General features: G+C 70.0%; 28 protein-coding genes. 11 read left to right on the top strand and 17 right to left on the bottom strand.

Going from position 1 to position 24,043, the window contains the following annotated elements; genetic code table 11:
• Positions 1 to 82 precede the first annotated feature (82 nt).
• Positions 83 to 952 (top strand): DUF4097 family beta strand repeat-containing protein, encoded by an 870-nt coding sequence (locus AC1P0E_RS23125; protein WP_482744045.1) that lies wholly within the window; start codon positions 83 to 85, stop codon positions 950 to 952.
• Position 953: 1 nt separating this feature from the next.
• A complete protein-coding gene (locus AC1P0E_RS23120; RefSeq protein WP_482744044.1) occupies positions 954 to 1,961 on the top strand; it encodes a PadR family transcriptional regulator in 1,008 nt (335 codons plus the stop codon).
• Positions 1,962 to 2,147: 186 nt separating this feature from the next.
• Here AC1P0E_RS23120 and AC1P0E_RS23115 read toward each other — a convergent pair whose 3' ends face one another.
• The 5 genes from AC1P0E_RS23115 to AC1P0E_RS23095 all read right to left on the bottom strand — a co-directional run bounded on the left by AC1P0E_RS23115 (position 2,148) and on the right by AC1P0E_RS23095 (position 6,806).
• On the bottom strand, positions 2,148 to 2,723 hold the full coding sequence (locus AC1P0E_RS23115; RefSeq protein WP_482744043.1) for a Clp protease N-terminal domain-containing protein: 576 nt from the start codon (positions 2,721 to 2,723) through the stop codon (positions 2,148 to 2,150).
• Positions 2,723 to 2,932 (bottom strand): helix-turn-helix domain-containing protein, encoded by a 210-nt coding sequence (locus AC1P0E_RS23110; RefSeq protein WP_387943644.1) that lies wholly within the window; start codon positions 2,930 to 2,932, stop codon positions 2,723 to 2,725. The genes AC1P0E_RS23115 and AC1P0E_RS23110 overlap by 1 nt, the downstream gene beginning before the upstream one ends.
• A gap of 32 nt (positions 2,933 to 2,964) precedes the next feature.
• Positions 2,965 to 4,398, bottom strand: a complete 1,434-nt coding sequence (locus AC1P0E_RS23105) for a cellulase family glycosylhydrolase (RefSeq protein ID WP_482744042.1) — start codon at positions 4,396 to 4,398, stop codon at positions 2,965 to 2,967.
• A 70-nt stretch (positions 4,399 to 4,468) separates the two neighbouring features.
• Positions 4,469 to 5,434, bottom strand: a complete 966-nt coding sequence (locus AC1P0E_RS23100) for a zinc-binding dehydrogenase (RefSeq protein WP_482744041.1) — start codon at positions 5,432 to 5,434, stop codon at positions 4,469 to 4,471.
• Positions 5,435 to 5,594: 160 nt separating this feature from the next.
• A complete protein-coding gene (locus AC1P0E_RS23095; protein ID WP_482744040.1) occupies positions 5,595 to 6,806 on the bottom strand; it encodes an NAD(P)-dependent malic enzyme in 1,212 nt (403 codons plus the stop codon).
• A 524-nt stretch (positions 6,807 to 7,330) separates the two neighbouring features.
• Here AC1P0E_RS23095 and AC1P0E_RS23090 point away from each other — a divergent pair.
• The 3 genes from AC1P0E_RS23090 to AC1P0E_RS23080 are packed head-to-tail and all read left to right on the top strand — an operon-like array spanning position 7,331 to position 10,037.
• Entirely contained in the window at positions 7,331 to 8,269 is a 939-nt protein-coding gene (locus AC1P0E_RS23090) for an ABC transporter substrate-binding protein (protein ID WP_482744039.1), read from the top strand.
• Between the two features lie 45 nt (positions 8,270 to 8,314).
• Positions 8,315 to 9,274 (top strand): amino acid ABC transporter permease, encoded by a 960-nt coding sequence (locus AC1P0E_RS23085; RefSeq protein ID WP_482744038.1) that lies wholly within the window; start codon positions 8,315 to 8,317, stop codon positions 9,272 to 9,274.
• A gap of 10 nt (positions 9,275 to 9,284) precedes the next feature.
• On the top strand, positions 9,285 to 10,037 hold the full coding sequence (locus tag AC1P0E_RS23080) for an amino acid ABC transporter ATP-binding protein (protein WP_482745871.1): 753 nt from the start codon (positions 9,285 to 9,287) through the stop codon (positions 10,035 to 10,037).
• Positions 10,038 to 10,114: 77 nt separating this feature from the next.
• Here the strand turns inward: AC1P0E_RS23080 and AC1P0E_RS23075 are convergent, their stop codons facing one another.
• Entirely contained in the window at positions 10,115 to 10,891 is a 777-nt protein-coding gene (locus AC1P0E_RS23075; protein ID WP_482744037.1) for a class I SAM-dependent methyltransferase, read from the bottom strand.
• A 92-nt stretch (positions 10,892 to 10,983) separates the two neighbouring features.
• Between AC1P0E_RS23075 and AC1P0E_RS23070 the strand changes: the two genes are divergently transcribed.
• Positions 10,984 to 11,613: a CGNR zinc finger domain-containing protein gene (locus AC1P0E_RS23070; RefSeq protein ID WP_482744036.1), complete on the top strand. Its 630-nt coding sequence runs from the start codon at positions 10,984 to 10,986 to the stop codon at positions 11,611 to 11,613.
• Here the strand turns inward: AC1P0E_RS23070 and sodX are convergent.
• Positions 11,517 to 11,942 carry a nickel-type superoxide dismutase maturation protease gene (sodX, locus tag AC1P0E_RS23065; protein WP_482744035.1) on the bottom strand — a complete coding sequence of 142 codons (426 nt, stop codon included), beginning with the start codon at positions 11,940 to 11,942 and terminating at the stop codon, positions 11,517 to 11,519. The genes AC1P0E_RS23070 and sodX overlap by 97 nt on opposite strands.
• A 144-nt stretch (positions 11,943 to 12,086) precedes the next feature.
• On the opposite strand from sodX, the gene sodN reads away from it, so the two are divergent.
• Positions 12,087 to 12,482: a superoxide dismutase, Ni gene (sodN, locus tag AC1P0E_RS23060; RefSeq protein WP_482744034.1), complete on the top strand. Its 396-nt coding sequence runs from the start codon at positions 12,087 to 12,089 to the stop codon at positions 12,480 to 12,482.
• Between the two features lie 180 nt (positions 12,483 to 12,662).
• Positions 12,663 to 13,340: an HNH endonuclease family protein gene (locus AC1P0E_RS23055; protein ID WP_482744033.1), complete on the top strand. Its 678-nt coding sequence runs from the start codon at positions 12,663 to 12,665 to the stop codon at positions 13,338 to 13,340.
• 10 nt (positions 13,341 to 13,350) lie between these two features.
• Here the strand turns inward: AC1P0E_RS23055 and AC1P0E_RS23050 are convergent, their stop codons facing one another.
• From AC1P0E_RS23050 to AC1P0E_RS23030, 5 genes are all read right to left on the bottom strand, one after another.
• A complete protein-coding gene (locus tag AC1P0E_RS23050) occupies positions 13,351 to 14,553 on the bottom strand; it encodes a winged helix DNA-binding domain-containing protein (protein ID WP_482744032.1) in 1,203 nt (400 codons plus the stop codon).
• 11 nt (positions 14,554 to 14,564) lie between these two features.
• Entirely contained in the window at positions 14,565 to 15,446 is an 882-nt protein-coding gene (locus AC1P0E_RS23045; RefSeq protein ID WP_482744031.1) for an NAD(P)H-binding protein, read from the bottom strand.
• Positions 15,447 to 15,523: 77 nt separating this feature from the next.
• Positions 15,524 to 15,676, bottom strand: a complete 153-nt coding sequence (locus tag AC1P0E_RS23040) for a hypothetical protein (RefSeq protein ID WP_482744030.1) — start codon at positions 15,674 to 15,676, stop codon at positions 15,524 to 15,526.
• Positions 15,676 to 15,864 (bottom strand): hypothetical protein, encoded by a 189-nt coding sequence (locus AC1P0E_RS23035; RefSeq protein ID WP_482744029.1) that lies wholly within the window; start codon positions 15,862 to 15,864, stop codon positions 15,676 to 15,678. The genes AC1P0E_RS23040 and AC1P0E_RS23035 overlap by 1 nt, the downstream gene beginning before the upstream one ends.
• A 56-nt stretch (positions 15,865 to 15,920) precedes the next feature.
• The gene (locus AC1P0E_RS23030; protein ID WP_482744028.1) at positions 15,921 to 16,883 is read right to left on the bottom strand and encodes a LysR family transcriptional regulator; all 963 of its coding nucleotides are present in this window, start codon (positions 16,881 to 16,883) and stop codon (positions 15,921 to 15,923) included.
• A 202-nt stretch (positions 16,884 to 17,085) separates the two neighbouring features.
• On the opposite strand from AC1P0E_RS23030, the gene snpA reads away from it, so the two are divergent.
• The gene (snpA, locus tag AC1P0E_RS23025) at positions 17,086 to 17,733 is read left to right on the top strand and encodes a snapalysin (protein ID WP_482745870.1); all 648 of its coding nucleotides are present in this window, start codon (positions 17,086 to 17,088) and stop codon (positions 17,731 to 17,733) included.
• Between the two features lie 93 nt (positions 17,734 to 17,826).
• Here snpA and AC1P0E_RS23020 read toward each other — a convergent pair whose 3' ends face one another.
• Complete coding sequence (locus AC1P0E_RS23020) at positions 17,827 to 18,546, bottom strand: DUF6304 family protein (protein ID WP_482744027.1); 720 nt, start codon at positions 18,544 to 18,546, stop codon at positions 17,827 to 17,829.
• 49 nt (positions 18,547 to 18,595) lie between these two features.
• Positions 18,596 to 19,177 (bottom strand): dihydrofolate reductase family protein, encoded by a 582-nt coding sequence (locus AC1P0E_RS23015; RefSeq protein WP_482744026.1) that lies wholly within the window; start codon positions 19,175 to 19,177, stop codon positions 18,596 to 18,598.
• Between the two features lie 129 nt (positions 19,178 to 19,306).
• Between AC1P0E_RS23015 and AC1P0E_RS23010 the strand changes: the two genes are divergently transcribed.
• Positions 19,307 to 19,879 carry a TetR/AcrR family transcriptional regulator gene (locus AC1P0E_RS23010; protein ID WP_482744025.1) on the top strand — a complete coding sequence of 191 codons (573 nt, stop codon included), beginning with the start codon at positions 19,307 to 19,309 and terminating at the stop codon, positions 19,877 to 19,879.
• Between the two features lie 27 nt (positions 19,880 to 19,906).
• Here the strand turns inward: AC1P0E_RS23010 and AC1P0E_RS23005 are convergent, their stop codons facing one another.
• The 3 genes from AC1P0E_RS23005 to AC1P0E_RS22995 all read right to left on the bottom strand — a co-directional run bounded on the left by AC1P0E_RS23005 (position 19,907) and on the right by AC1P0E_RS22995 (position 23,172).
• Positions 19,907 to 20,500 carry a GNAT family N-acetyltransferase gene (locus AC1P0E_RS23005; RefSeq protein ID WP_482744024.1) on the bottom strand — a complete coding sequence of 198 codons (594 nt, stop codon included), beginning with the start codon at positions 20,498 to 20,500 and terminating at the stop codon, positions 19,907 to 19,909.
• A gap of 137 nt (positions 20,501 to 20,637) precedes the next feature.
• Positions 20,638 to 21,681, bottom strand: a complete 1,044-nt coding sequence (locus tag AC1P0E_RS23000; RefSeq protein ID WP_482745869.1) for a family 2 encapsulin nanocompartment cargo protein polyprenyl transferase — start codon at positions 21,679 to 21,681, stop codon at positions 20,638 to 20,640.
• 78 nt (positions 21,682 to 21,759) lie between these two features.
• A complete protein-coding gene (locus AC1P0E_RS22995; protein ID WP_482744023.1) occupies positions 21,760 to 23,172 on the bottom strand; it encodes a family 2B encapsulin nanocompartment shell protein in 1,413 nt (470 codons plus the stop codon).
• Positions 23,173 to 23,423: 251 nt separating this feature from the next.
• Here AC1P0E_RS22995 and AC1P0E_RS22990 point away from each other — a divergent pair, with 251 nt between their 5' ends.
• On the top strand, positions 23,424 to 24,014 hold the full coding sequence (locus AC1P0E_RS22990) for an N-acetylmuramoyl-L-alanine amidase (RefSeq protein ID WP_482744022.1): 591 nt from the start codon (positions 23,424 to 23,426) through the stop codon (positions 24,012 to 24,014).
• Positions 24,015 to 24,043: the final 29 nt, after the last annotated feature.

Raw genomic sequence — 24,043 nt, 5'->3', positions numbered from 1 at the left:
TGACTTCACAAGTCCGCGATATATCGTGTTTCTACGTAGACGCGATATGTTGCGTCCGTCCATCCAGATCGGGGAGGACAACATGACAGAGCCGACATGGGCGGTCGCCGAGCCGCGGAAGCTCACCTTCGAGGACCCGGTGACGGCGCTCAGCGTGCGCATCGTCAACGGGACAGTGAACGTCGTCGGCATCGAGGAGGGCCCCGCCCGCCTCGAAGTCTCGGAGATCGACGGCCCGCCCCTGACCGTGACCCACAAGGACGGCACGCTCACCGTCACGTACGAGGACCTGCCCTGGAAGGGCTTCCTCAAGTGGCTCGACCGCAAGGGCCCGCACCGCAGCGCGGTCGTCTCCCTGGCCGTGCCCGCCGGCTCCTCCGTCGCCGTCGGCGTGATCGGCGCGGGCGCCGTCGTCTCCCGGATCAGCGGCCGCACCGACGTACGCGGCATCACCGGCGACACCACACTCGTCGGCCTCTCCGGCGCCGTGCGCGCCGACACCGTCGCGGGCAGCCTGGAGGCCCAGGGCGTCACCGGCGACCTCAGCTTCCACTCCGTCTCCGGAGACCTGACGGTCGTCGACGGATCGGGATCGTCCGTACGGGCCGACTCGGTCACCGGCGACATGGTCGTCGACGTGGACCCTGCCGGGAAGCCCACCGACATCTCCCTCACCTCGGTCTCGGGCGAGGTCGCCATCCGCCTGCCGCACCCGGCCGACGCGACGGTCGAGGCGAACACGGCGAGCGGGTCCGTCTCCAACGCCTTCGAGGATCTGCGGGTCAGCGGCCAGTGGGGCGCGAAGAGGATCACGGGCACGCTCGGAACCGGCAACGGCCGGCTGCGCGCGACGACCGTCTCCGGCTCCATCGCCCTGCTGCGCCGCCCGCCGGCCGGCGAGGACCCCTACGACGTGGCCACTGAAGCTCCGGCCGACAAGAAGGTGCTCTGACATGCCCCCCGTCTTCGCCCACGGCCGTCTGCGTCTGTACCTCCTCAAGCTGCTCGACGAGGCTCCGCGCCACGGTTACGAGGTGATCCGCCTCCTGGAGGAGCGCTTCCAGGGCCTGTACGCCCCGTCCGCCGGCACCGTCTACCCGCGCCTCGCCAAGCTGGAGGCCGAAGGCCTGGTCACGCACGCCACCGAGGGCGGCCGCAAGGTCTACTCGATCACCGACGCGGGCCGCGCCGAGCTGGCCGGCCGGGGCGGCGAACTGGCCGACCTGGAGCTGGAGATCCGCGAGTCGGTCTCCGAGCTGGCCGCCGAGATCCGCGACGACGTACGCGGCGCGGCGGGCAACCTGCGCCGCGAGATGCGGGCCGCGGCGAGCGAGGCCCGCCACAAGGCGGCGCCGTCGCAGCCCAAGGGGGTCGGGGTCGACTGGGAGAGCGCGTTCGGCGACAACGAGGCGTGGCAGGCGGCGAAGGAGGAGCTGCGCAAGGCCAAACAGGAGTGGAAGGAGCAGGCGCGCCGCGCGAAGGACGAGAGCCGCCGCGCCCGCGAGGACGCGCAGCAGGCGCGCCGCCAGGCCACGGAGGCCCAGGAGAGGGCGCAGGAGAAGGCGCGCGAGCAGATGCAGCGGATCGCGCAGCAGGTGCAGGAGCAGGTGCAGGACCGCTTCGCGCGGGGCGACTGGCCGAAGGGGGTACGGGAGGGCCTGGCCGAGATCACCAAGGAGTTCGGCTTCTTCGGCCGCCCGGCGACACCCCACGAGAAGCCCTCCGACGCCGAAGCCAAGGTCGGGCGTACGGACGCGCCCCCGGAGCCCGAGTGGGCCCAGGAGCCGCCGTCCGGCGACCCGGCCCGCGACCTGGACCGCCTGCTGGACCGCTTCCGCGACGACATCCGCGACGCGGCCCGCGACCACGGCGTAACGGAGAACCAGCTCCGCGAGACACGCCGCCACCTGTCCACAGCGGCGGCCCACATCGGCGCGCTCCTGCGGAACCCGAAGGAGTAGGGCGCGCCCGGCGGACCATTCCTTCCCGTAGCCGCCCCAAGGTCGCGGGCGCACAACCAGTCCGCCCGGCGTCCGAGGGCACGCCCGAAGGGCGTTCGGGGGCCTGGAGGTCTGGCGGCCTGCCCCGGCTTCGGAAAGGGGCGGGGGCAGGAAGATGGCGCAGGCCCCCGCCCCACGCGCGCCCAGTCAGCCCGCCTTGGCCCCGCCTTCGAAACCCCCGCCGAACAGCGCCCGCTCCACCGCCCCGTACGTCGCGCCGTGCTCGGTCAGCACGTCGGCCACCGTCCCCGGCCGGGCGGTCAGTGCCAGCAGCAGGTGTTCGTCGCCGATGTGCCGGTCGCCCCGGCCCAGCGCGACCCGCAGGGAGTTCTCCAGTACGGCCTTGGCTTCCCGCGTGAACGGGCGGTGCCCCGTCAGCAGGCCGCGCTTCGCGCCGCGGCCGAACCGCAGCGCGCCCTCGCCGTGCGCCTGCTCCACCTTCGCGACGATCTCCGTGACGTCGATGCCGATACCGGCGAGCGCCTCCTGGTCGGCCTTCGACAGACCGCCCCGGCGCCGCGCGTCGGCCAGCGCCCGCGCGACCGCTTCCCGGCGCTCGGTGATTCCCAGCAAGGTGAAGGCGAAGGACGAGCGCGTGCCCTCCTGGTCGATCAGCGCCAGCAGCAGGTGCTCGTCGGTGACCGACTCCGCCCCCGCCCGTTCCGCCTGGGTGACGGCACCCTTCACCGCGCCCCGGGCACTTTTCGTGAACCGCTCGAACATCAACGCCTCCCGTACTTCTTGTGGACGGCCTGCCGGCTGACGCCCAGTTCGGCCGCGATCTCCTGCCACGACCACCCCTTGGCGCGCGCACTTCTCACTTGCACGGCTTCGAGCTGCTCCAGCAGCCGTCGCAGCGCGACAACGGCGCGCAGCCCGACCCGTGGGTCGTGGTCGCCCGCGCGCTCGGCAAGATCCGTTGCATCGGTCATAAGCGTCAACCTACATTGACACTCGACAGCCGTCAACCATGGTTGACGCGAGAGGCGGGCAAGGGGGCGGTTGCCGCATGGGCGGCCACGGCAGGTGCGACCGTCACGGAGATCCGCGCGCCCGGCCGGGCATGGATCCGCCCCTCCCTCACCCAAGCCGCCCCGCTCACCCGCACCCGCCAGTCGCGGGCGTGCGACGGCAGTGACAGCTCGGTGACGCCGCGCGCGGAGGCGGCGTACGACAGGCGGTAGGTACGAGCCACCGGGTCGTAGGATTCGGATCGCACCCGGCCCGCGACAGCCGGCGCGTACGGCGAAGCCGTCTGCTCCTTGTTCGTACGGAACTTCCCCGCCGCGTCCACCGCGCAGTAACCACCGCCGTAGCACCACACATAGCCCGCCCAGCCGGAGCTGTAGCGGTTCATGGAGGCCAGGCCCTCGCGGTAGAAACGGCCCATGTTGGGGAGGGAGTTGTTGAGCGGACCCCACTCCCCCACGACCACCGGGACGCGGTGCTCCTTCGGATACGCCGTGACGGCGGCCTCGTACGACTCGATCCAGCCGGCCGCCGGGTCGTAGTCGGCGCCCGCCTCCATGGCGGTGTTGTAGAAGTGCGGGGCGTACACGACCTTCGGGTCCTTGATCTTCCCGAGCCCGGTCGGCACGCCCTCGCCCACGATCGGCGTCGGCTCGACGAACACCCAGCTGTCGCGGTCGACCGAACGGACGGCGTCGGCCAGGCGGTTGTGCATCGGCGTGATCTGGTCGCGCTCGATACGGCGCGCGGCGGTGGGCAGGTCCTCGCCCTCCCTCAGCTCACCCATCGGCTCGTTGATCAGGTCGTACCCGAGTACGGCCGGATGGTCCCCGAACCGGTGCGCGAGCACCCGCCACATCGCGGCCTGGGCGCGCTGAAGGTCCCGGTCCTCGTAGAGATGCGTGAAGGCGCGCTGCACGGCCGGCTGGAAGTACTCCGAGAACCAGTCGTCGGGGTTCGGCGTGAACGGCAGCCCGTCGGTGCGCGTCGCCCACTTCGGGATGCCGCGATGCCCGAAGGCCGGGCCGAAGACGTCCTGGTGGGCGTCGATGAGCACCTGGATGTCGTACTTCGCGGCCCAGTCCAGGACCCGTTCGATCTTGCGGAGGTACGCCGCGCTGTACTGCCCGCGCCGGGGCTCCAGGTCGTCCCAGAAGACGAGCAGCCGGGCGAAGTTGAAGCCGTTGGCACGCAGGTCGCGGAAGTGCTTCTCGGTGATGGCGGACAGCGCCTTGTCGCCGCGGTTCGTCTTGTCCTCGACGTTCCAGCCGCGCAGGGTGAGGACCCGGCCGCGGTCGTCGGTGAGCCGGGGTATCGCGTCACCGCCGTCGGCTTCCCCGGCGTCGGCGGCCGGGGTCAGGACCCCGGCCGCCAGTAGGACCGTACAGACGAGAACGCCAATGCCTCTGGTACCTCGGAACGTTCGCACGGACACCCCTCCAGCACGTCGACGCTTACGCACGCGTACCGGAGAGGCAATCAGCAGAACTGACGGACCATCAAGAGGTTGTCAGCACGATCTTTCCGAAAAGGTCGCCGCCCGCCATCCGCTCGAAGCCCTCACGGGCCCGGTCCAGCGGCAGTACCTCGTCGATGACCGGGCGTACGCCGGTCGCCGCGCAGAAGGACAGCAGGTCCTCCAGCTCGTCCTTGGAACCCATCGTCGAGCCGACGACCTTGAGCTCCAGGAAGAAGATCCGGTTCAGTTCGGCGGACGGCGGGTTGGGGCCGCTCGTCGCGCCCGAGATGACCAGCGTGCCGCCGGGCCGCAGGGACTTCACCGAGTGCGACCAGGTGGCGGCGCCGACCGTCTCGATCACCGCGTCGACCCGCTGCGGCAGCCGCGCGCCCGGCTCGAACGCCTCCACCGCGCCCAGCTCGACGGCCCGCTTGCGCTTGGCCTCGTCGCGGCTGGTGGCGTACACCCGCAGGCCCGCCGCCTTGCCGAGCACGATCGCGGCGGTCGCGACACCGCCGCCGGCGCCCTGCACGAGAACGGAGTCGCCGGGGCGTACGCCCGCGTTGGTGAACAGCATCCGGTACGCCGTGAGCCAGGCGGTCGGCAGGCACGCGGCCTCCGCGAACGACAGCTCCTTGGGCTTCGGCAGCACGTTCCACACCGGGACGGTGACCTGCTCGGCGAAGGTGCCCTGGTACTTCTCGGTCAGGATCGAGCGCTTCTCGCGGGGCCCGACGCCGTGGCCGGTCTCGCCGATGACGGAGTGCACGACGACCTCGTTGCCTTCGGCGTCGATCCCGGCGGCGTCGCAGCCGAGGATCATCGGCAGCGCTTCCTCACCGAGGCCGACGCCACGCAGCGACCACAGGTCGTGGTGGTTGAGGGAGGCGGCCTTGACGGTGACGGTGGTCCAGCCGGGTTTGACCTCGGGCACGGGCCGCTCGCCCAGCTCAAGGCCGTTGAGCGGCTGGTCACGGTCGATGCGGGCGGCGTAGGCGGCGAACATGACCATGACGATAAGGCGGACGGGTCCGTGGCGGAACCACGCATTGGTGTGACACGCGTCCCTCCCTCCCGGAGCCGGGGGCCGGCCGGAAACGCGCACGGGCCGTGCCGCGCCCCTCGCAGGGGTGCGGCACGGCCCGTACAGGCAGAGCCCACGCCGACTACCGGCGCGCGACGCCCTCCGCGCGAGCCGCCGCCGCCACCGCCGCCGTGACGGCCGGGGCGACCCGCTCGTCGAACGGGGACGGGATCACGTAGTCCGCGGCGAGCGCGTCGCCGACGACGTCCGCCAGCGCGTTCGCCGCCGCGATCTTCATGCCCTCGGTGATACGGGAGGCCCGCACCTGGAGCGCACCGGCGAAGATCCCCGGGAAGGCCAGAACGTTGTTGATCTGGTTCGGGTAGTCGCTGCGCCCGGTCGCCACGACCGCCGCGTACTTGTGCGCCACGTCCGGGTGAACCTCGGGGTTCGGGTTGGCCATGGCGAACACGAACGCCCCCGGCGCCATCGACGCCACCGCGGGCTCCGGCACCGTACCGCCGGAAACGCCGATGAAGACGTCGGCGCCGACCAGCGCGGTCTCCAGTGAGCCGCTCAGCCCCGCCCGGTTGGTGATCTCGGCAAGCTCGCGCTTGACGTCCGTCAGGTCCTCGCGGTCCCGGCTGACGATGCCCTTGCGGTCCGCCACCGCCACGTCGCCGAGCCCGGCCGCCAGCAGGAACTTCGCGATGGCGACCCCGGCCGCACCCGCGCCCGAGATCACGGCGCGCAGGTCGCCGAGCGTACGGCCGGTGAGCCTGGCGGCATTGCGCAAGGCGGCCAGGGTGACCACGGCCGTGCCGTGCTGGTCGTCGTGGAAGACCGGGATGTCCAGTGCTTCCTGGAGCCGGCGTTCGATCTCGAAGCAGCGCGGCGCCGAGATGTCCTCGAGGTTCACGCCGCCGAAGGACGGGGCGAGCCGCACGACGGTCTCGATGATCTCGTCCGTGTCGGTCGTCGCGAGCGCGATCGGAACCGCGTCGACGCCGCCGAACTGCTTGAAGAGGATCGCCTTGCCCTCCATGACGGGGAGCGAGGCCTCGGGGCCGATGTCGCCGAGTCCCAGAACCGCCGTACCGTCCGTCACGACGGCCACGACGTTCGACTTCCAGGTGTAGTCGTTCACGAGCTCGGGCTGCTCGGCGATCGCGCTGCACACCTTGGCGACGCCCGGCGTGTACGCGAGGGACAGGTCGTCCTTGTCGCGCACGGGCACGGTCGCCTGGATGGCCATTTTGCCACCCCGGTGGAGGGCGAAGGCCGGGTCGAAGGGCTCCTCGGGAGCACCTTCCGTACTGCTGTCGCTGCGAGGATTGACGATCTCCGCTGCCATCTTGTTTTACCCCTTAAGTCTTCATCAGTTGAGGGTGGCCGCTCCTGGTTGAGGAGGGGTGGGCGGGCACCGCGTACGTGCCCTGCGCCGGACGGTTGGCCCGCCCTGGCAGAGAGGAGGTACATACGCGCGGGCGCGCCGCACACGCGCCCTGAGCCCCGGATGAGGGGTGTAACCGTCTTTTCTACCTGATCGACGGCATCGCCGACGAGCCCGTATCGCCTCAGTGACACGACTCATGCCCGCATGTGGTGACAAGTCCGTTTGGCGGCATGATTCGGTCCCACAGGGCGAGACGGGCCGGAGATTTTCCGGCCGAAACGGCAGTACTCAACAGAAGGTCCGGCCTGGATGTGCCGGCCTGTTGAGAATCGGGGGTCACCCGTTACCCGATTTTGACATGACTGGAGCCCTGAATGGGCTAGTCCGAATGGCAAGATGCCGTAATCACACGAGGTCGCGATACTCGAAGTAGTGTGCCCGACCTCCCAGGCCACTCCCCCGTCCCGCTGGAGGAACCACCCATGACCGCAAGCTTCACCCGCCGTACGACCGCCAGGACGTCCCGGATTGTCGCGGTCGGCGCGATCGCGGTCGCGGGCACCATGCTGCTGACCGCTTGCGGCGACCAGACCGGCAACGACGGCGCCACGAAGACGTCGGACGCACCGCTCTTCGACAAGCTGCCGAAGAAGTACCAGGACGCCGGCGTGATCAAGGTCGGTACGGACGCCCAGTACGCTCCGATGGAGTACGAGGAGGGCGGCAAGATCGTCGGTATCGACCCCGACATCGCCGCGGCCCTCGGCAAGCAGCTCGGCGTCAAGTTCGAGTTCACCAGCGGCACGTTCGACGGCCTGATCACCTCACTGAACACCGGCCGCCAGGACATCGTCATGTCCGCCATGAGCGACACCAAGGCCCGCCAGGAGGGCCTGGACGACAAGGGAAACAAGGCCGGTAAGGGCGTCGACTTCGTCGACTACTTCAACTCGGGCGTCTCCCTGCTGGTCAAGAAGGGCAACCCGGAGAACATCAAGTCCCTGGACGACCTGTGCGGCAAGACGGTCGCCGTCCAGCGCGGGACAATTTACGAGGACACCTTCAAGGCGCAGGCCAAGAAGTGCGGCAAGAAGGAGCTGAAGATCGGCGCCTTCGACACCGACGCCGAGGCGCAGACCCGAGTGAAGATCGGCGGCGCGGTCGCCGACCTGAACGACTACCCGGTCGCCGCCCACATCGCGAAGACCGCGGGCGGCGGCAAGGACTTCGAGGTCGCCGGCGGCCAGACCGAGGCAGGCCCGTTCGGCATCGCCGTCAACAAGGAGAACACCGAGCTGCGCGACGCCCTCAAGGACGCGCTGAACGCGATCATCAAGAACGGTGAGTACGCGAAGGTCCTGGAGAAGTGGGACGTCAAGAACAGCGCCGTCACCGAGGCGACCATCAACGCCGGCAAGTAAGTCCCGGCGTCTCTCGCCTCAAGCGTTCACTGAAGGGCAGTCACAGTGACTGACAAGTTCGACAAGGCGCCCGCCGAGGAGCCACCCGAGGACTCGGCGTCCGTCAAGACGGAAGCCCCCGCTTCCCCCGAGCAGATCAAGGCCATCCCTGTCCGGCACTGGGGCCGCTGGGTCTCCGGCGTGGTCGTGATCGCGCTGCTGGGCTCGCTGGTCTACGCGTTCTCGCAGGGCAATGTCCGGTGGCAGACGGTCGGAGACTTCCTCTTCGACGGCCGGATCCTCGCGGGTATGGGCCGCACGCTGTTGATCAGCGTGCTCTCGATGCTCATCGGGCTCGTACTGGGCGTCGTCTTCGCGGTCATGCGACTGTCGAAGAACCCCGTCACCGGGGCCGTGGCCTGGCTGTACATCTGGTTCTTCCGCGGCACTCCGGTGTTCGTGCAGCTGCTGCTGTGGTTCAACCTGGGCCTGGTGTTCACGTACCTCGATCTCGGGCCGATCTACAAGGACGAGATGGTCCAGGTCATGACCCCGTTCATGGTCGCCCTGCTGGGCCTGGGCCTGAACGAGGGCGCGTACATGGCCGAAATCGTCCGGGCCGGCATCCAGTCGGTCGACGAGGGCCAGACCGAGGCGGCGCACGCGCTCGGCATGAAGAACAGCAAGACCATGCGGCGCATCGTGCTGCCGCAGGCGATGCGGGTGATCGTGCCGCCGACCGGCAACGAGTTCATCAACCTGCTCAAGACGTCGTCCCTGGTGGCGGTCGTGACGTACGTGGACCTGACGCGAGCCGCGCAGAACATCGGCTCCACGTCGTTCGCCGTGATGGAAATGCTGCTCGTGGCCTCCGTCTGGTACCTGACCCTGACCAGCATCTTCAGCGTCGGCCAGTACTACCTGGAGCGCCGCTACGCACGTGGTTCACTGCGCACGCTGCCGCCGACTCCGTTGCAGAAGATCAAGAAGAACCTCTTCTCCTTCTCAAGTCCCAGGGGGGCCTGACATGACCGCCATGGTGAAGGCCGAGGGCGTACACAAGTCCTTCGGGGCCGCCCACATCCTCAAGGGCATCGACCTGGAGGTCGCTCCGCGTGAGGTGTTCTGCCTGGTAGGCCCGTCCGGCTCCGGCAAGTCCACGTTCCTGCGGTGCATCAACCACCTGGAGCAGATCAACGCCGGCCGGCTCTCGGTCGACGGCCGGCTCGTGGGCTACCGCGAGAAGGGCGACAAGCTCTACGAGCTGAAGGACAGAGAGGTCGCGGCACACCGCCGGGACATCGGCATGGTCTTCCAGCGCTTCAATCTCTTCCCGCACATGACGGCGCTCGAAAACGTCATGGAAGCCCCGATCCAGGTCAAGGGCGAGACGAAGGCGGTGGCCCGCGAGCGGGCCGAGCGTCTGCTGGACCGGGTGGGCCTGGGCGAGAAGTCCAAGAACTACCCGTCTCAGCTCTCCGGCGGTCAGCAGCAGCGCGTGGCGATCGCCCGCGCGCTGGCCATGGAGCCGAAGCTGATGCTCTTCGACGAGCCGACGTCGGCGCTCGACCCCGAGCTGGTGGGCGAGGTGCTCGACGTGATGCGCGGTCTCGCCGAGGAGGGCATGACGATGATCGTCGTCACGCACGAAATGGGCTTCGCGCGTGAGGTCGGCGACGCGCTGGTCTTCATGGACGACGGCGTGGTGGTCGAGTCCGGCACCCCGCGCGACGTACTGACGAACCCCCAGCACGACCGCACGAAGGCCTTCCTCTCGAAGGTGCTGTAGTCACCACCCACTCGAAGCAGAGGCGGTACGGACCGGCGGGTCCGTACCGCCTCTGCTTTTCCGTGCGCGGTCCGCGCCTACTTCACCGCCAGCACCAGCGCGTCCGAAGGCGAGCGCCACACCGTCCGCGCCTCCCCGAACCCGCCCGCCTCGCGCAGCGTCCGTGCGTGCCAGTCGGCGCTCGGGGTGTCGCCGTCCGCGTGCTCGCCGTAGATCTCGAACCGCCTGGCCGTCGGCTCGGCGAGTACGGGGTCCTTGGCGGCCAGCGCCCACCAGTCGGCCCAGTCGACCGCGCCGGCGGCCTTGGCGCGGTCCATGTGGACGTGCCGGTGGGCGCGCTCGGCCGCGTTGATGCGCGGGGTGCCCTCGTCCTTCATGTGGTCGGCGTTCATGAAGACGCCGTCGGCGCGCACGAGGCCGCCCAGCTGCCCGTACAGGGTGGTGAGCGCGTCGCTGTGCAGCCAGTGCAGCGCGGTGGCTGTGAGGACGGCGTCGTACGACTCGTACGGCAGCGCACGCGTCCACTCCGGGTCCTTCAGGTCGGCCGTCACAAAGGTGACCCGCTCGTCCCCGTCGAAGTACCCCCGCGCGATGGCGAGCAGCGCCGGGTCGAGATCGACGCCCGTGCTGGTGGCCTTCGGGAACCGCTTGAGCAGCCGGTCCGTGATACTTCCCGTACCGCACGCCAGATCCAGCACCCGCGGCTCGCGGCCGACCAGCGCCTCGACCATGTCCAGCATGACCCGGAACCGCTCCTCGCGGTCCGGCATGTACCACTCCTGCTGCCGGTCCCAGCTCTCCTGCCAGGCCGCCCAGTCCGTTCCCGTCCCCGCTGCCATGTCCGTATCCGCCATCAGAACTCCTCCACTCCGATCCGTATCCGTAATACCCTCGAAGCACCACCAGCTATTACGCAGACCCTAGACCGCCCTCGTAAGGACTACAAGTGGAACTGGCCTATTACTCGGACTACGCCGTGCGCCTGGTCAACAGCGAGGAGCCGGCCCGCAACAAGGACACCCTCACGTCGGTGGAAGCGGTCAGGGCCCTTTTCGGCGGCAACGCCTCGGCGGGCCGCCGCGCGACGGACGCGGACGTCACCCGTTTCCGGTCCGTACGGGCCCGACTGCGCGCGATCTTCGAGGCGGCGGACGGGGGCGACGAGACCCTCGCCGTCGACCTGCTGAACTCGCTCCTGATGGAGTTCCCGGTCAGCCCGCAGATCTCCGGCCACGAGCTGCGCAAGGGCGACGGCCGCCCCGACTGGCACATGCACCTCGCCGACCACCCGTCCAACGCGACCGCGGGTTACGCCGCCATCGCCTCGATGGGCCTCGCGTTCCACCTCACCGAGCACGGCGCGGACCGCCTCGGCCTGTGCCAGGCGGCGCCGTGCCGCAACGCCTACCTGGACACCTCGACCAACCGCTCGCGCCGCTACTGCTCCGACCGCTGCGCGACCCGCGCCAACGTCGCCGCCTACCGGGCGCGCAAGCGCCTGGAGACGGACCGGTCGGCGAGCACCGGCCGTACGGCGGAAACCAGCCAGGACAGCATCACCCCGGCCGACCGCTGACGTCCGGCCCGGACCGGCCGGTAGCGCGCCCGGACCCGCCCCAGCACCAGCTCGGCCGGCACCGCCCCGAAGGCGCGGCTGTCCACGACCTCGGCGTCCGGGTTGTCGCCGAGCACCCACCAGCCGGCGTCGCGCCGCTCGACCAGCCGCTTCACGATGAGCAGATCCTGCTGCAGGGGGTGGCGCAGTACGGCCACGTCCCCCGCCCGCAACTGCGCGCCGTAATGCACGAGCAACTGATCGCGGTGCAGCAGCGTCGGCACCATGGAAAGACCCGTCACCTCGGCGACCCCGAACATCGCTGTGGGTTCCCGCTCTTGATCCACCATCCGGTACCTCCCGGTCCGATCCTCCACCAGTCCCGTACTCACCCTGGACTTTTGACCTAAGCCCATGGGGGCACCCGCGAAAACACGTCTCTCACGGAGTAATGTCCCACCTGAGAAGACGATCACGAGGAAGGAAGCTCTTACATGCTCTCCCGCCTGTTTGCCCCCAAGGTGAAGGTCAGCGCACACTGCGACCTGCCCTGCGGCGTGTACGACCCGGCCCAGGCCCGCATTGAGGCCGAGTCGGTCAAGGCCACGCAGGAAAAGATGCAGGCCAACGACGACGCGCACTACCAGGCGCGCGCCACGGTCATCAAGGAGCAGCGCGCGGAGCTCGCCAAGCACCACGTTTCGGTGCTCTGGAGCGACTACTTCAAGCCCCCGCACTTCGAGAAGTACCCGGAGCTGCACCAGCTCGTCAACGACGCCCTCAAGGCGCTCAGCGCCGCGAAGGCCTCGGTCGACCCCGCGACGGGCCAGAAGGCGCTGGACTACATCGCCCAGATCGACAAGATCTTCTGGGAGACGAAGAAGGCCTGACCTCACCGGTCACCCTCTTCGGTACGCCCGACAGCACCCGGCATCCGCGCGGAGCCGGGTGCTGTCGGCGTTTCCGCGCATGGCCGTGACCCGTGCGGGTGATCTGTGCGGGCTCTGCGGCGTGTCCGGGTGACAGGTGTCGCTAGTACTGATCCGTCCGTACGAGCTGGAGGGATCCGTATGCACAAGCCCAAGCTCAGCTTCCTGGTGTCAGCAGCCCTTGCCCTTGTCACCACCACAGTCGTCGTCGGTGCGGCGCCGAACGCCGGTGCGGCGCCCGGGGACACGGTGAGCACCACCGTCGAGAAGGCCATCACCGATCTGCCCGTCGCCGCCGAGGACGGCGCCGGGTACAGCATCGGGAAGTTCACGCACTGGACCGACCCGGATCAGGACGGTTGCAGCACGCGGGCGGAGGTGCTCATCGCGGAGGCGACCACGCCGCCGGCCGTCGACCGGTGGTGCACGATCACGGGAGGCGCGTGGCACTCGTACTACGACAAGAGGGACCACTCCGGTTCCGGAGCGCTCGATGTCGACCACCTGGTGCCGCTGGCCGAGGCGTGGCGCAGCGGGGCTTCGGGGTGGAGCGCCGAGGAGCGGCAGCAGTACGCGAACGACATGGCCGATCCGCGGGTGCTCGCCGCCGTGACGGCGAGCGAGAAGCGGCTGAAGGGGGACAAGGATCCGGCGCGGTGGGAGCCGACCGACGACAGCGCCGACTGCCGGTACATCGCCGAGTGGGCGGCGGTGAAGGGCCGTTGGAAGCTGTCCGTGGATTCGGATGAGCTGGCCGCGCTGCAGAACATGGTGGCGGAGTGCCCGACGGACGAGATCAGTTACGAGCTCGCCCGCTGACGGACGCCGCTCACGCCGTCAGCTCCTCCTCCAGCCAGGTCTTGCCCCGCGTGCGCGCCGTCAGGCGTACGCCCGTCAGCAGCGGGGCAAGGCGCTCGGCCTCCGCGCGTACCGCCGCCTCGGCGTCCCGGCCCACGTCCTCCAGGTAGCGGCAGACGATCTCGCCGGCCGCGTCCTGCGCCCAGCCGCCGACGATCCGGCCGTTCCACCAGAGGGAGGGGCCGATGTTGCCCGCCCTGTCGAAGAGGCGGGGGGCGTGCTCTCCGAGGTACCAGTCGCGTGCGTGCCAGCCCATCGGGGTCGAGTCGAGGGCGGGCAGCAGTGCGGCCCAGGGCTCGGGGGCGGGCGTCGGGTCGAGGTCGTCCGGCAGCAGCAGGCCGGTGCCGCCGCCCTCCAGGTCGGTCTCGACCGTGCGCAGTTCGACCAGGACCCGCTTGACCTGCGTCTTGGTCCAGCCCGTCCACCAGCGCAGGTCGTCCGCCGTACCGGGACCGAAGGTGCGCAGCCAGCGCCTGGCCAGGTCGGTCTCGGCTGCCTGGGTGTCCGGTTCGGCCAGGCCGTCCGGGCACCACCGGGTCAGCGGTGACCAGCGGTACTGGTGGGACGTCCACGATCCGCGCGGTCTGCCCCGTACCGCGAGCCCTTCGGCGGCGAGCAGGAGCAGCAGGCGGCCGGCGACCTTCTGCCGGCCCTCGTAGGACTTGCCCGGCGACATGACGAACTCGGTGGCCAGGCGGGGGTCGGCGGCCGCCAGTTCCGCCGCCGTGATCTCGCCCGCGGCCTCCAGCGCGTCGAGTGCCGCGCGCTCGGTTCCCGCCAGCCACTCCTCGACGCCCGAAGCGTCGGCGGCGACGCCCGTACCGGCCAGGATGTCCAGCAGCCTGCGCCGCTCACGCGCGGCCACGGCGCGCGAGCACGCCGCCTGGACGACCGGGGCGACGTCGAGGGAGGTGACGAACACCGTGCGGCGCATCCCGAGCAGTCGCAGCAGCGAGCGGTCCTCGTACAGCGCGCGTTCGACGTCCGCGACGCCACCCGCCTTCATCCGTACCAGCGCGCCGAGATGGACGGACGACGGGTCGGTGCCGTGCAGTGCCACCAGGTCGCGCGCGACCTCCACCGGGTCGTCGGACCTGGCCTCCACGGCCAGCCGGTGCCGCCACGCGAGACGTGCTCTGCGCTCGGCCGTGTCCACCCGCATCCGTGCCGCCATGAAACCGGACCCTAACGGGTCAAGTGCCGGTAGCTGTCCGGGTTCTCGCGGAGAAAGTCGGCGAAGGCCGTGGCCGGGCGGCCGGTGAGGCGGGGCACGGCGTCGGAGACGGCTTCCAGCTCGCCGTTCGCCATGGCCTCGTACGACGACACCCAGCCCTGGACCTCCCACGGCTCGGCGTTGTACGCCGCCCGTGAGGCGTACGCCTCCTCGCGCGTCTGCGGTACGTAGCTGACCGCGCGGCCCGTGGCCCGGCTCAGCTCCTCCGCGATCTCGGCGAACGACAGGGCTCGGGGGCCGGTCAGGTCGTACGTGGCGCCGTCGTGACTGTCGAGGTCCTCCAGCTCGGCGAGGAGTACGGCGGTCGCCGCGTCCGCGATGTCCTCGTGCGCGACGGCCGAGACGCGCCCTTCGCCGCCCGGGCCGCGGATCACACCGTCCTTGCCGGTCATGGCGGGCAACGCGGCCTGGTAGAAGCTGTCGCGCAGGAACGTGTGGCGCACTCCGGTGGAGCGGATGTACTGCTCGGTGTGCCAGTGGTCGCGGGCGAAGGTGAAAGCGGCGTCCGGCGCCGCGCCCAGGAAGGACACGTACACGATCCGCTCCACGCCCGCCGCGACGGCCGCGTCCACGGCGGTCTTGTGCCGGCGCACCCGGTCGGGGTTCTCGTGCGCGGAGACGAGGAAGAGCGTCCTGGCGCCGTCCACCGCGGCTCGCATCGCCTCCGCGTCACCGTACGAGGCGGGCGGCGCCTTGACCGCGCCGGGCAGGCCGGGCAGGCGGGCGGGGTCGCGGCCGAGGAGGAGCTGGGAGACGCCGGCGCCGGCGAGACGGCTTGCGACACGTCCGCCGATCCGGCCGCTCACTCCGGTGACGGCGATTGCTGGGGTCATGGAGAGTTGTCCTTTGCTGGTGCGTCGCGTCCTACGTCGCTGTCGGACGGCGGAGGCGCCCGCCGCCCCCTACAGCGTCAATGGACCGCGGCCGGGGAGCATTCCTTCGTACGGCCATTGGCACCATCACTGCGGACGATCACCACGTCGGCCGGGCCGGCCACCGGACCGGCGGCGGTCTGCGCGCCAAAGGGCTCGCCAAAGGGCCCGCCGAAGGGCTCGCTGAGCATCAGGGCTCCCCAGATGGCCGTGACCGGATGTTGACGGCGGTCACTCCGGAGCGCCGCAGGACGAGCCGGTACAGGCCGTACCCACCGAAGGCCGCGAGCATCACGAGCCGGCTGGTCGCGCCGGCCAGAGCGACGGTTCGGCGGGCGGCAGCGCCGCTCCCACGGGCCGTGGCGAGGGCGGTGAGCATTTACGCAGAAGCGCGGTGAGCGCGCCCCCGTACGACGACACGCCACCGCACGCACATCACGCCACCGCGCTTCCCGCCGGCAGCGGACTCTCGTTGCGCAGCAGCCACTGCCGGTAGCCGGGCGCCCGCAGCGCCGCGTCGCGGTACGCGGCCTCCAGATCGGCGTACACCGCCATCGCCTCGGCGAACCCGGGCCGCGACACGAGCAGCAGCCGTACGCCGAGCGGGTCGCCCCGCAGCGGCCGGATCGCCATGTCGTCGCGCGGCCCCGACGTCGGCTGGCACGGCGCGACGGCCTCGCCCATCACGATCAGGGACATCGCGGTGTGGTAATCCCCGCGCAGGACCGGCGGATCGAGGCCGGCCGCGGCGAAGACGCGCTGCACTCCGTCCCATTCGCCGTCCACCGTGGGGTCGATCATCCACCGGTCGGCGGCGAGATCGGCCAGGTCCACCACGGACCGGCCGGCCGCCGGATGATCCCGTGACAGCGCGATGAACTGCGGCTCCCGCTCGACCAGTACGCGCTGTTCGAGACCGGCGGGTACGCGCAGCGCCGACCCCTCCACCTCGTGCACGAAGGCGACATCCAGCTGCCCGGCCGCGAGCAGCCGCAGCAGCGTGTGGGCCGATACGTCGACATGGAGCGAGGTGTCGGTCTCCGGCAACCGCGTGCGGAGCCGGCGCAGCCACCCGCCGATGACGCGGCTGGCGGTGGCTCCGATGCGCAGTTGCGGGCCTTCCGAGGAACGGGCCGCGGCCGCTCTGGTCTCGGTCACGAGCGCGCTCATCTGCTCGACGAGCGGACGCGCCCGGCTGAGCACCGAACGCCCCAGCGGCGTCGGCCGGCAGCCGGTGCGCTCGCGCGAGAACAGCTCCGCGCCCAGCGCGTTCTCGATGCGGCGGAGCTGCGTGGTCAGCGACGGCTGGCTCATTCCGAGCGTACGGGCGGCTTTGTGCAGGCTGCCGGTGTCGGCGATGGCGCACAACGCACGAAGGTGCCTGACCTCGAGCTCCATGCCACGACCCTAAGGCGGCCCCCACGTGCCACACCAGACGCCATAAGTACAAGAATCACCTTTGATTCGGGGCGAGTTGGCCGAGGTGATGCGCTCGCGCTATCGCCGGTTGCCATCATCCGCGGCCTGCCTGCGGGCCCCGACACTCTCCCTACCCAACCGTTTGACATGAACGGAACGAGTAGGAGCCCCCCACATGAACATGCGGCACCCCAGAACCCTTCTCACCACCGCCCTCGGCCTCGGTCTCGCCGCCGCGACCCTCGGCGCCGCACCGGCGACGGCGGCCCCGTCGGCCTCCTCCACCCCGTCGGCCTCGTACAACTCGTATGTCTCGTACGAGAAGTCCAAGGAGAACGCCGCCGCCAACAAGGCGTTCTTCGACGCCGTGAAGAAGTCGGTCGCCGAGAAGCGCGCCGCGAACCCCGACGCCCTGGCGGTCACCGTCGTCTACTCAGCCTCGAGGGCGCCGAGCTTCCGCACCCAGATAGCCAGGAGCACCCAGATCTGGAACAGCTCCGTCACCAACGTGAAGCTCCAGGAAGGCTCGAACCCGGACTTCGTCTACCGCGAGGGCAACGACCCGCGCGGCTCGTACGCCAGCACCGACGGCCACGGCAGCGGGTACATCTTCCTCGACTACCGCCAGAACCAGCAGTACAACTCGACCCGCGTCACCTCCCACGAGACCGGCCACGTGCTGGGCCTGCCCGACCACTACTCGGGCCCGTGCAGCGAGCTGATGTCCGGCGGCGGCCCCGGCACGTCCTGCCAGAACGCCACCCCTGACCAGCGCGAGCGCAGCCGCGTCAACCAGCTCTGGCAGAACGGCTTCGCCCCGGCCTCCTGACCACTACGGCCCGGCTCCCGGATGCCCCGTACACGTACAGGCGTTCCCCAACGACAACCAGGGAAGCGCTCTGGCGAGTGCGGGGCATCCTGGCTAGCCCGTCGCCTCCGCGGTCAGCGGCCCCGCTTCGCCCCGCACATACGGAAACGCGCCGCGGTATCCCGTCCCCGGCCCCTCCGCCGGCCTGCGCTCGAAGTCCGCGCACGCCCACGTCTCCTGTACGAAGCCCGACCGCAGATCCCACAGCTCGAACAGCTCGCGCTTGCCCTCGACCGCCCGGTACGCGTCCTTTGCCCCTCGGAAACAAGCCAGGTTCCCGAACAGCCCGCCCCCCGCGGGGTGGTAGTCCGAGAAGGCACAGGAAATGCAGGCCCGCAGATACGCCCCGGCCGGCAGCCGTCGCTGGATCACCGTCAGCGCGTGCTCGAAGTCGCTCTCCGCACGCTCCGACTCGTACGCCGCCCCGTCGAAGTGAAGGGTCAGGGCGAGGTGTTCGCGGTCGATGCCGCCCCCGGCGAGCGGCTTCCCCAGGGTGAGCAGGCAGCTGAGAGTGGCCCGGTGCACCCGCCCGTCGGCGTACACCGGCATCGGGATGTCCCACTCGAGTACGCAGTCGCACAACGATCCGCCCGACAGTGCGAACCCCGCACCCTCGGACGGCGGTCCGGCCACCGGGTCCAGCGCGTCGAAGCTGTCGCCCTCGAAGTCGACTCCCCTGATGCGGGTGCGCAACCGTTGTCCGTCCGCCGTGAAGTGCACGGCGACGGAACCCTCACGGTCGCGGTACCAGCCGGCCCATGGCTCTCCTGTCATGATCCGGACTTTAGCCCGTTCGGATGCACGGCCCCGAACAGCCCTGTCGTCACCGCTTCTTGCTGTACGTCAGCACGATCGTGCCGTTGTCGAAGGTCCGGGTCGATTCGAGCGCGAAGTCGAACACGCGGAACTCGGCGGAAAACACCGGGATGCCCGAACCCACCACGATCGGGTACACCTTGCACACCAGCTCGTCGATCTCCTCCAGCAACTGCGCGGCGAGATTCGCCCCGCCCGCGAGGTAGATCCCGAGCCCGCTCTCCTCCTGCTTGAGCTCGCGCACCTTCGCGGCCACATCACCGGAGACGACCTCGACATCGGGATCGATCGACTGGTCCAGGCTGCGCGACACGACGTACTGCCGCAGATGCTTGTACGGGCTGGTGATGCCGATCTCCAGCGCCGGTTCGTAGGTGGCGCGCCCCTGGAGCATCGTGTCGAAGTGCTTGTTCTCCAGGTGGTCGACGCCGAGGTGCTGACGCACATGCGTCGGGAGGCAGTCGGGATACTCGCCGATGTGGAAGTCCTTGATGAAGGACTCGCTCAGCGGATAGAAGTCGTAGGCGCCGTCGGGCGCCGCGATGAAGCCGTCGATGGACATACCGACGTAATACGTGAGCTTGCGCAAACTGGTCCCCTGGTCGGAAGAAGCAGGCCGGGCGGCGGGCCCACCGCCCGCCAACCACTACAGCTATAGTGATTCACCTGTAGTGGTTGCACAAGCCCCTTTTTCAAACAGGCAGTTGAGGAGTGCGGCATGGCCCGTAATCCGGAGCGAAGGATCGCCCTGGTCGACTCCGCCATCGAGGTGCTGGCCCGGGAAGGCGCGCGCGGGCTGACGTTCCGAGCGGTCGACGCCCAGGCCGGCTGCCCGGCCGGCACAGCGTCCAACTACTTCACCGGACGCGACGACCTGCTCACCCAGGCCGGACGCCACATCTATGTACGGATGGCTCCGGACCCCGCACAGGTCGCCGAAGCCATGCGCCCCGCTCCCTCCCGCGAGCTGGTCATCGAGCTGATGCGCCGGCTCGTGCAGCGGCAGACCGACGAACGCACCAGCTACCTGGCCATGCTGGAACTGCGGCTGGAAGCCACCCGCCGCCCCGCCCTGCGGGCGGAGCTCACCGAGGCCGTACGCGCCACCCTCGACGCCAACATCCGCTTCCACCTGGAGGCCGGGCTGCCGGGCGAGGCGGAGGACGTAGTGATGCTGTATCTCGCCATGACGGGACTGCTGCTCGAAATCCTCACGCTCCCCGGGATGCTCCCCGAGGACGAACTGGCCGCGCTGGTCGAGAAGATCGTCACGCGCAACCTGCCCGTCTGACGGACCGCCCTGAAGCCCCGCCGGGCGTCAGCTCACCGGCTCGCGCCACATGGGCCACATGTGCGGCCCGTCGGGCAGATCGACCGTACGGCCGGTGTAGGCGAACCCGAGCCGCTCGTACAGCTTGCCGCTGCGCGCGCTGCTCGCCTCCAGATAGGCCGGTACGCCGTCCCGGTCGCAGCGGTCGAGGACCGGCTGGATCAGCGCCGCCCCGAGCCCCTCCCCCTGGCGGTCCGGGGATACGGCGATGAGCAGCAGATACTCGTGCGCCCGGTCGTGCGGATGCACCTCGCCGGTCAGCCGGCCGACGAGCTCGGCGCGTTCGTTGTCCGGGTCCGCTGCCTCCCTCATCCGTACGGGAGTGTCGTCCTCCTCCTCGGGCAGCCCGGCCGGCACCTGGAGCCAGAGAGCCGTGGCCGATCCGTCCTCGGTCACGTCGACCCGTCCCTCGCGCAGGGCCACGTCGAGGAAGACGCCGAGGAACGTGCCGTGCACGCGGCGGCGGTGCGCCCGGTCGGGGAAGACCCAGCTGCTCACCGGATCGTCCATGAAGGTCTCGTCCAGCAGCCTGACGAGCGCCTCGCGGTCGCTCTCCCCCGCCTGTCGTATCTCCACGCCCACGGTCCGGCCTCTTCTCTCCAGGATCAGGATCTGTCAACGGAACTGACGTGACTGATCCTAGAGTTGACGCACGCGAGCCGGCGGGCGCCCGGGGTTTCCCCCGGACGCCCGCCGGCAATGGTCTCTCCCCCTGCGGATCAGCGTGTTCTGCGGGTGACGAACTCGGCGAGCGACAGCAGATCCCCCGCCGCCCCCAGGTCGGGCACCGCGCGCGCCAGGTGCTGCACGGCCTGGGCCATCCGGTCCGCCGCGTGCGCCTGCGCCCAGTCCCTGCCCCCCGCCCGGTCGACGGCGTCGGCCGCGCGCCGGACGGCGGCCCCGTCCAGCGGCCCCGCGTACAGGTGGGCGAGCTCGACGGCGGCCTCGGTGTCCGAGGTCAACGCCGCCACCACCGGGAGGGACTTCTTGTGGGCCGCCAGATCGGCGCCCGCCGGTTTGCCCGTGTGCGCCGGGTCGCCCCAGATCCCGATCAGGTCGTCGATGAGCTGGAAGGCCAGCCCCGCCTCCCTCCCGAAGGCGTCCATGGCCGCGACCTCGTCCTCGTCCGCGCCCGCGTAGAGCGCGCCGAGTGCGCACGCGCAGCCGAGCAGGGCTCCGGTCTTCGCCTCGGCCATGGTCAGGCACTCTTCGAGCGACACCTCCCGCGGTCCTCGCCGCTCGAATTCACAGTCGGCCTGCTGTCCCTCGCACAGCTCGATCACGCAGGCGGCGAGCCGCGCCGACGCCCGGCCGGCCGCCGGATGCGGGTCCTCGGCGAGCAGCCGCAGCGCGAGGGCGCACATCGCGTCCCCGGCGACGATGGCATCGGGTACGCCGAAGACCGTCCAGGCGGTGGGCCGGTTCCTGCGGGTCGGGTCCTCGTCGATGACGTCGTCGTGGAGCAGCGTGAAATTGTGTGCGAGCTCCACGGCCGCCGCCGCCCGTACGGCCCGGCTCGGATCCCCGCCGAGCGCCTCGGTGGCGGCAAGGACGAGCGCGGGCCTGATCGCCTTGCCGGCCAGCCCCGCGGCCGGCGTGCCGTCGGCCAGTTCCCAGCCGAAGTGGTACATCGCGATCCGTCGTATCGACGCCGGCAGACTCTCCACGCCCGTGCGCAGTGCGGGGTTGACGGTACTGCGGGTCCGTTCGAGGAGGGCCGCCGCCTCGTGCCCCTCGGTGGCGGCCGCTTCCGCTCTGGTCATGGTCACGGTCACTTCCTCCAGCAGTGTTTGTACGGTGCCCCCGACCGGGGGCACGGACCGCCTGGGCGAGTGCCGGGATCAGCGCCACCTGCCGATCTCGACGTTCTCCAGGACACCGAGCGCGTCCGGGACCAGTACCGCCGCCGAGTAGTACGCCGTGACCAGGTACCGGATGATCGCCTGCTCGTCGATGCCCATGAAGCGCACCGACAGGCTCGGCTCGATCTCGTCCGGGATGCCGCTCTGCTGGAGCCCGACGACGCCCTGCTCGGCCTCGCCCGTACGCATGCAGATGATCGAGGTCGTACGGGCGTCGCTCACCGGGATCTTGTTGCACGGGAAGATCGGGACGCCGCGCCAGGAAGGCACCCGGCTGCCGCCGATCTCGATGCTCTCCGGGTACAGGCCGCGCTTGTTGCACTCGCGCCCGAAGGCGGCGATGGCGCGCGGGTGGGCGAGGAAGAGCTTGGAGCCGCGCCGCCGCGACAGCAGCTCGTCCATGTCGTCCGGGCCGGGCACGCCGTCGTGCGGCTGGAAGCGCTGCCCGTAGTCGCAGTTGTTGAGCAGCCCGAACTCACGGTGGTTGATGAGCTCGTCCTCCTGGCGCTCGCGCAGCGCCTCGACGGTGAGCCGCAACTGCTGCTCGGTCTGGTTCATCGGCTGGTTGTAGAGGTCCGCGACCCGGCTGTGGACCTTCAGCACGGTTTGCGCGACGCTCAGTTCGTACTCGCGCGGGGCCGCGTCGTAGTCGACGTATGTGTGCGGTACGACGGCCTCACCGACGTGGCCGGCGGACAGGTCGATGGGCGCCTCGCCGTATTTGTTGGTGCGCTGGCGGGGCAGCGACCGTACCCGCGTGAGGTGGTCGCGCAGCGTCTCCGCCCGGTCGGCGAGCGTGAGCACGTCCTGCCGGGACAGGGTCAGTACGGTGCACGCGGTCTGCGCGCGGGCTGTGTACCCCCAGGTGGCGTTCTCCTCGACGAGTGCCTGGTCTCCGAGGTACGCGCCGTCGGCGAGGACGCCGAGCACCGCCTCCTCGTCGTAGGGACCGTCGCCGACTTTCTCGATCCTTCCGTGGGCCAGCAGGAAGACCGTTTCCGCGGCTTCACCGGCGGTTGCCAGCACTTCACCGGCCGCGTACTCGCGCTGTGCGCACCGCTGGGCCAGCTCGCCGAGCACCGCCTCGTCGCCGAAGGTGCGCAGCGCCGGCAGTTCGCAGAGCTCGTTCGGGATGACCTCGACGCGCTCCCCGGTCTGCACGAAGGTCACCCGCCCGTCGCCCATCGCGTAACTGAGCCTGCGGTTCACCCGGTACGTACCGCCCTGGACCTGGACCCACGGCAGCATCCGCAGCAGCCACCGCGAGGTGATCTCCTGCATCTGCGGAGCGGACTTGGTGGTGGTCGCCAAGTTCCGCGCGGCGGCCGTACCGAGACTCTGCTGCGGTTGCGCCTGCTCTTCGCGGATCTCGGAACCTGCCTCGACCGACATCTGACTCCCTCTCGATCATGTGCTGACCTGCGCCAAGAAGCCTTGCAGGGTGGGGAGTCACCGCGCCATTACACAAAAGAGTGTGACTAGATCACCGGGGAGCGGGGCATGTCGCACGGCACCGAAGTGACGGGCCGGCACGCAAGTTGACCGGATCGGCTCGCACGCTGTCCGAACAGATAGCCGTGACAGCGGAGTTCGGGTACAAGCAGCGGTACGAGATGGTGCGCGACTCACATAAGGAGGCGGTCATGGCCTCACCCATGTCCGCGAGCAGATTTCTCGCCGTACTGAGAGACGAGGGCATCGACGTCGTCCAGGTCGGCGACTGGCGTACGCACAACCGCAACCACAAGGGGCCCTGGGGGCCTGTACACGGCGTGATGATTCACCACACCGTCACCTCCGGCACCGCCAAGACCGTACGTATCTGCCGCGACGGCTATCCCGGACTCCCCGGTCCGCTCTGCCACGGCGTGATCGCCAAAAGCGGCTCGATCCATCTGGTCGGGTACGGCCGCGCCAACCACGCGGGGCTGGGCGACGACGACGTACTGCGCGCGGTCATCGCCGAGCGGGCCCTGCCGCCCGACAACGAGTCCAACACCGACGGAAACCGGCACTTCTACGGCTTCGAGTGCGAGAACCTCGGCAACGGCGAGGACCCGTGGCCCGAGGCGCAGCTCGAAGCCATCGAACGGGCGGCGGCGGCCGTCTGCAGGCACCACGGATGGAACTCGCGTTCGGTCATCGGCCACCTCGAATGGCAGCCGGGGAAAATAGACCCTCGGGGCTTCTCGATGAACACGATGCGCGCGCGGATCCACGAACGCCTCAGCTGAGGCCAGTGGGTGGCGCCGCCTGTGGCGAC

This window comes from Streptomyces sp. TRD_SC_5 (genome assembly GCF_056836825.1).
Note: the sequence above shows the minus strand (reverse complement) of the source record. Positions and strands in the feature narration are given on the sequence as shown.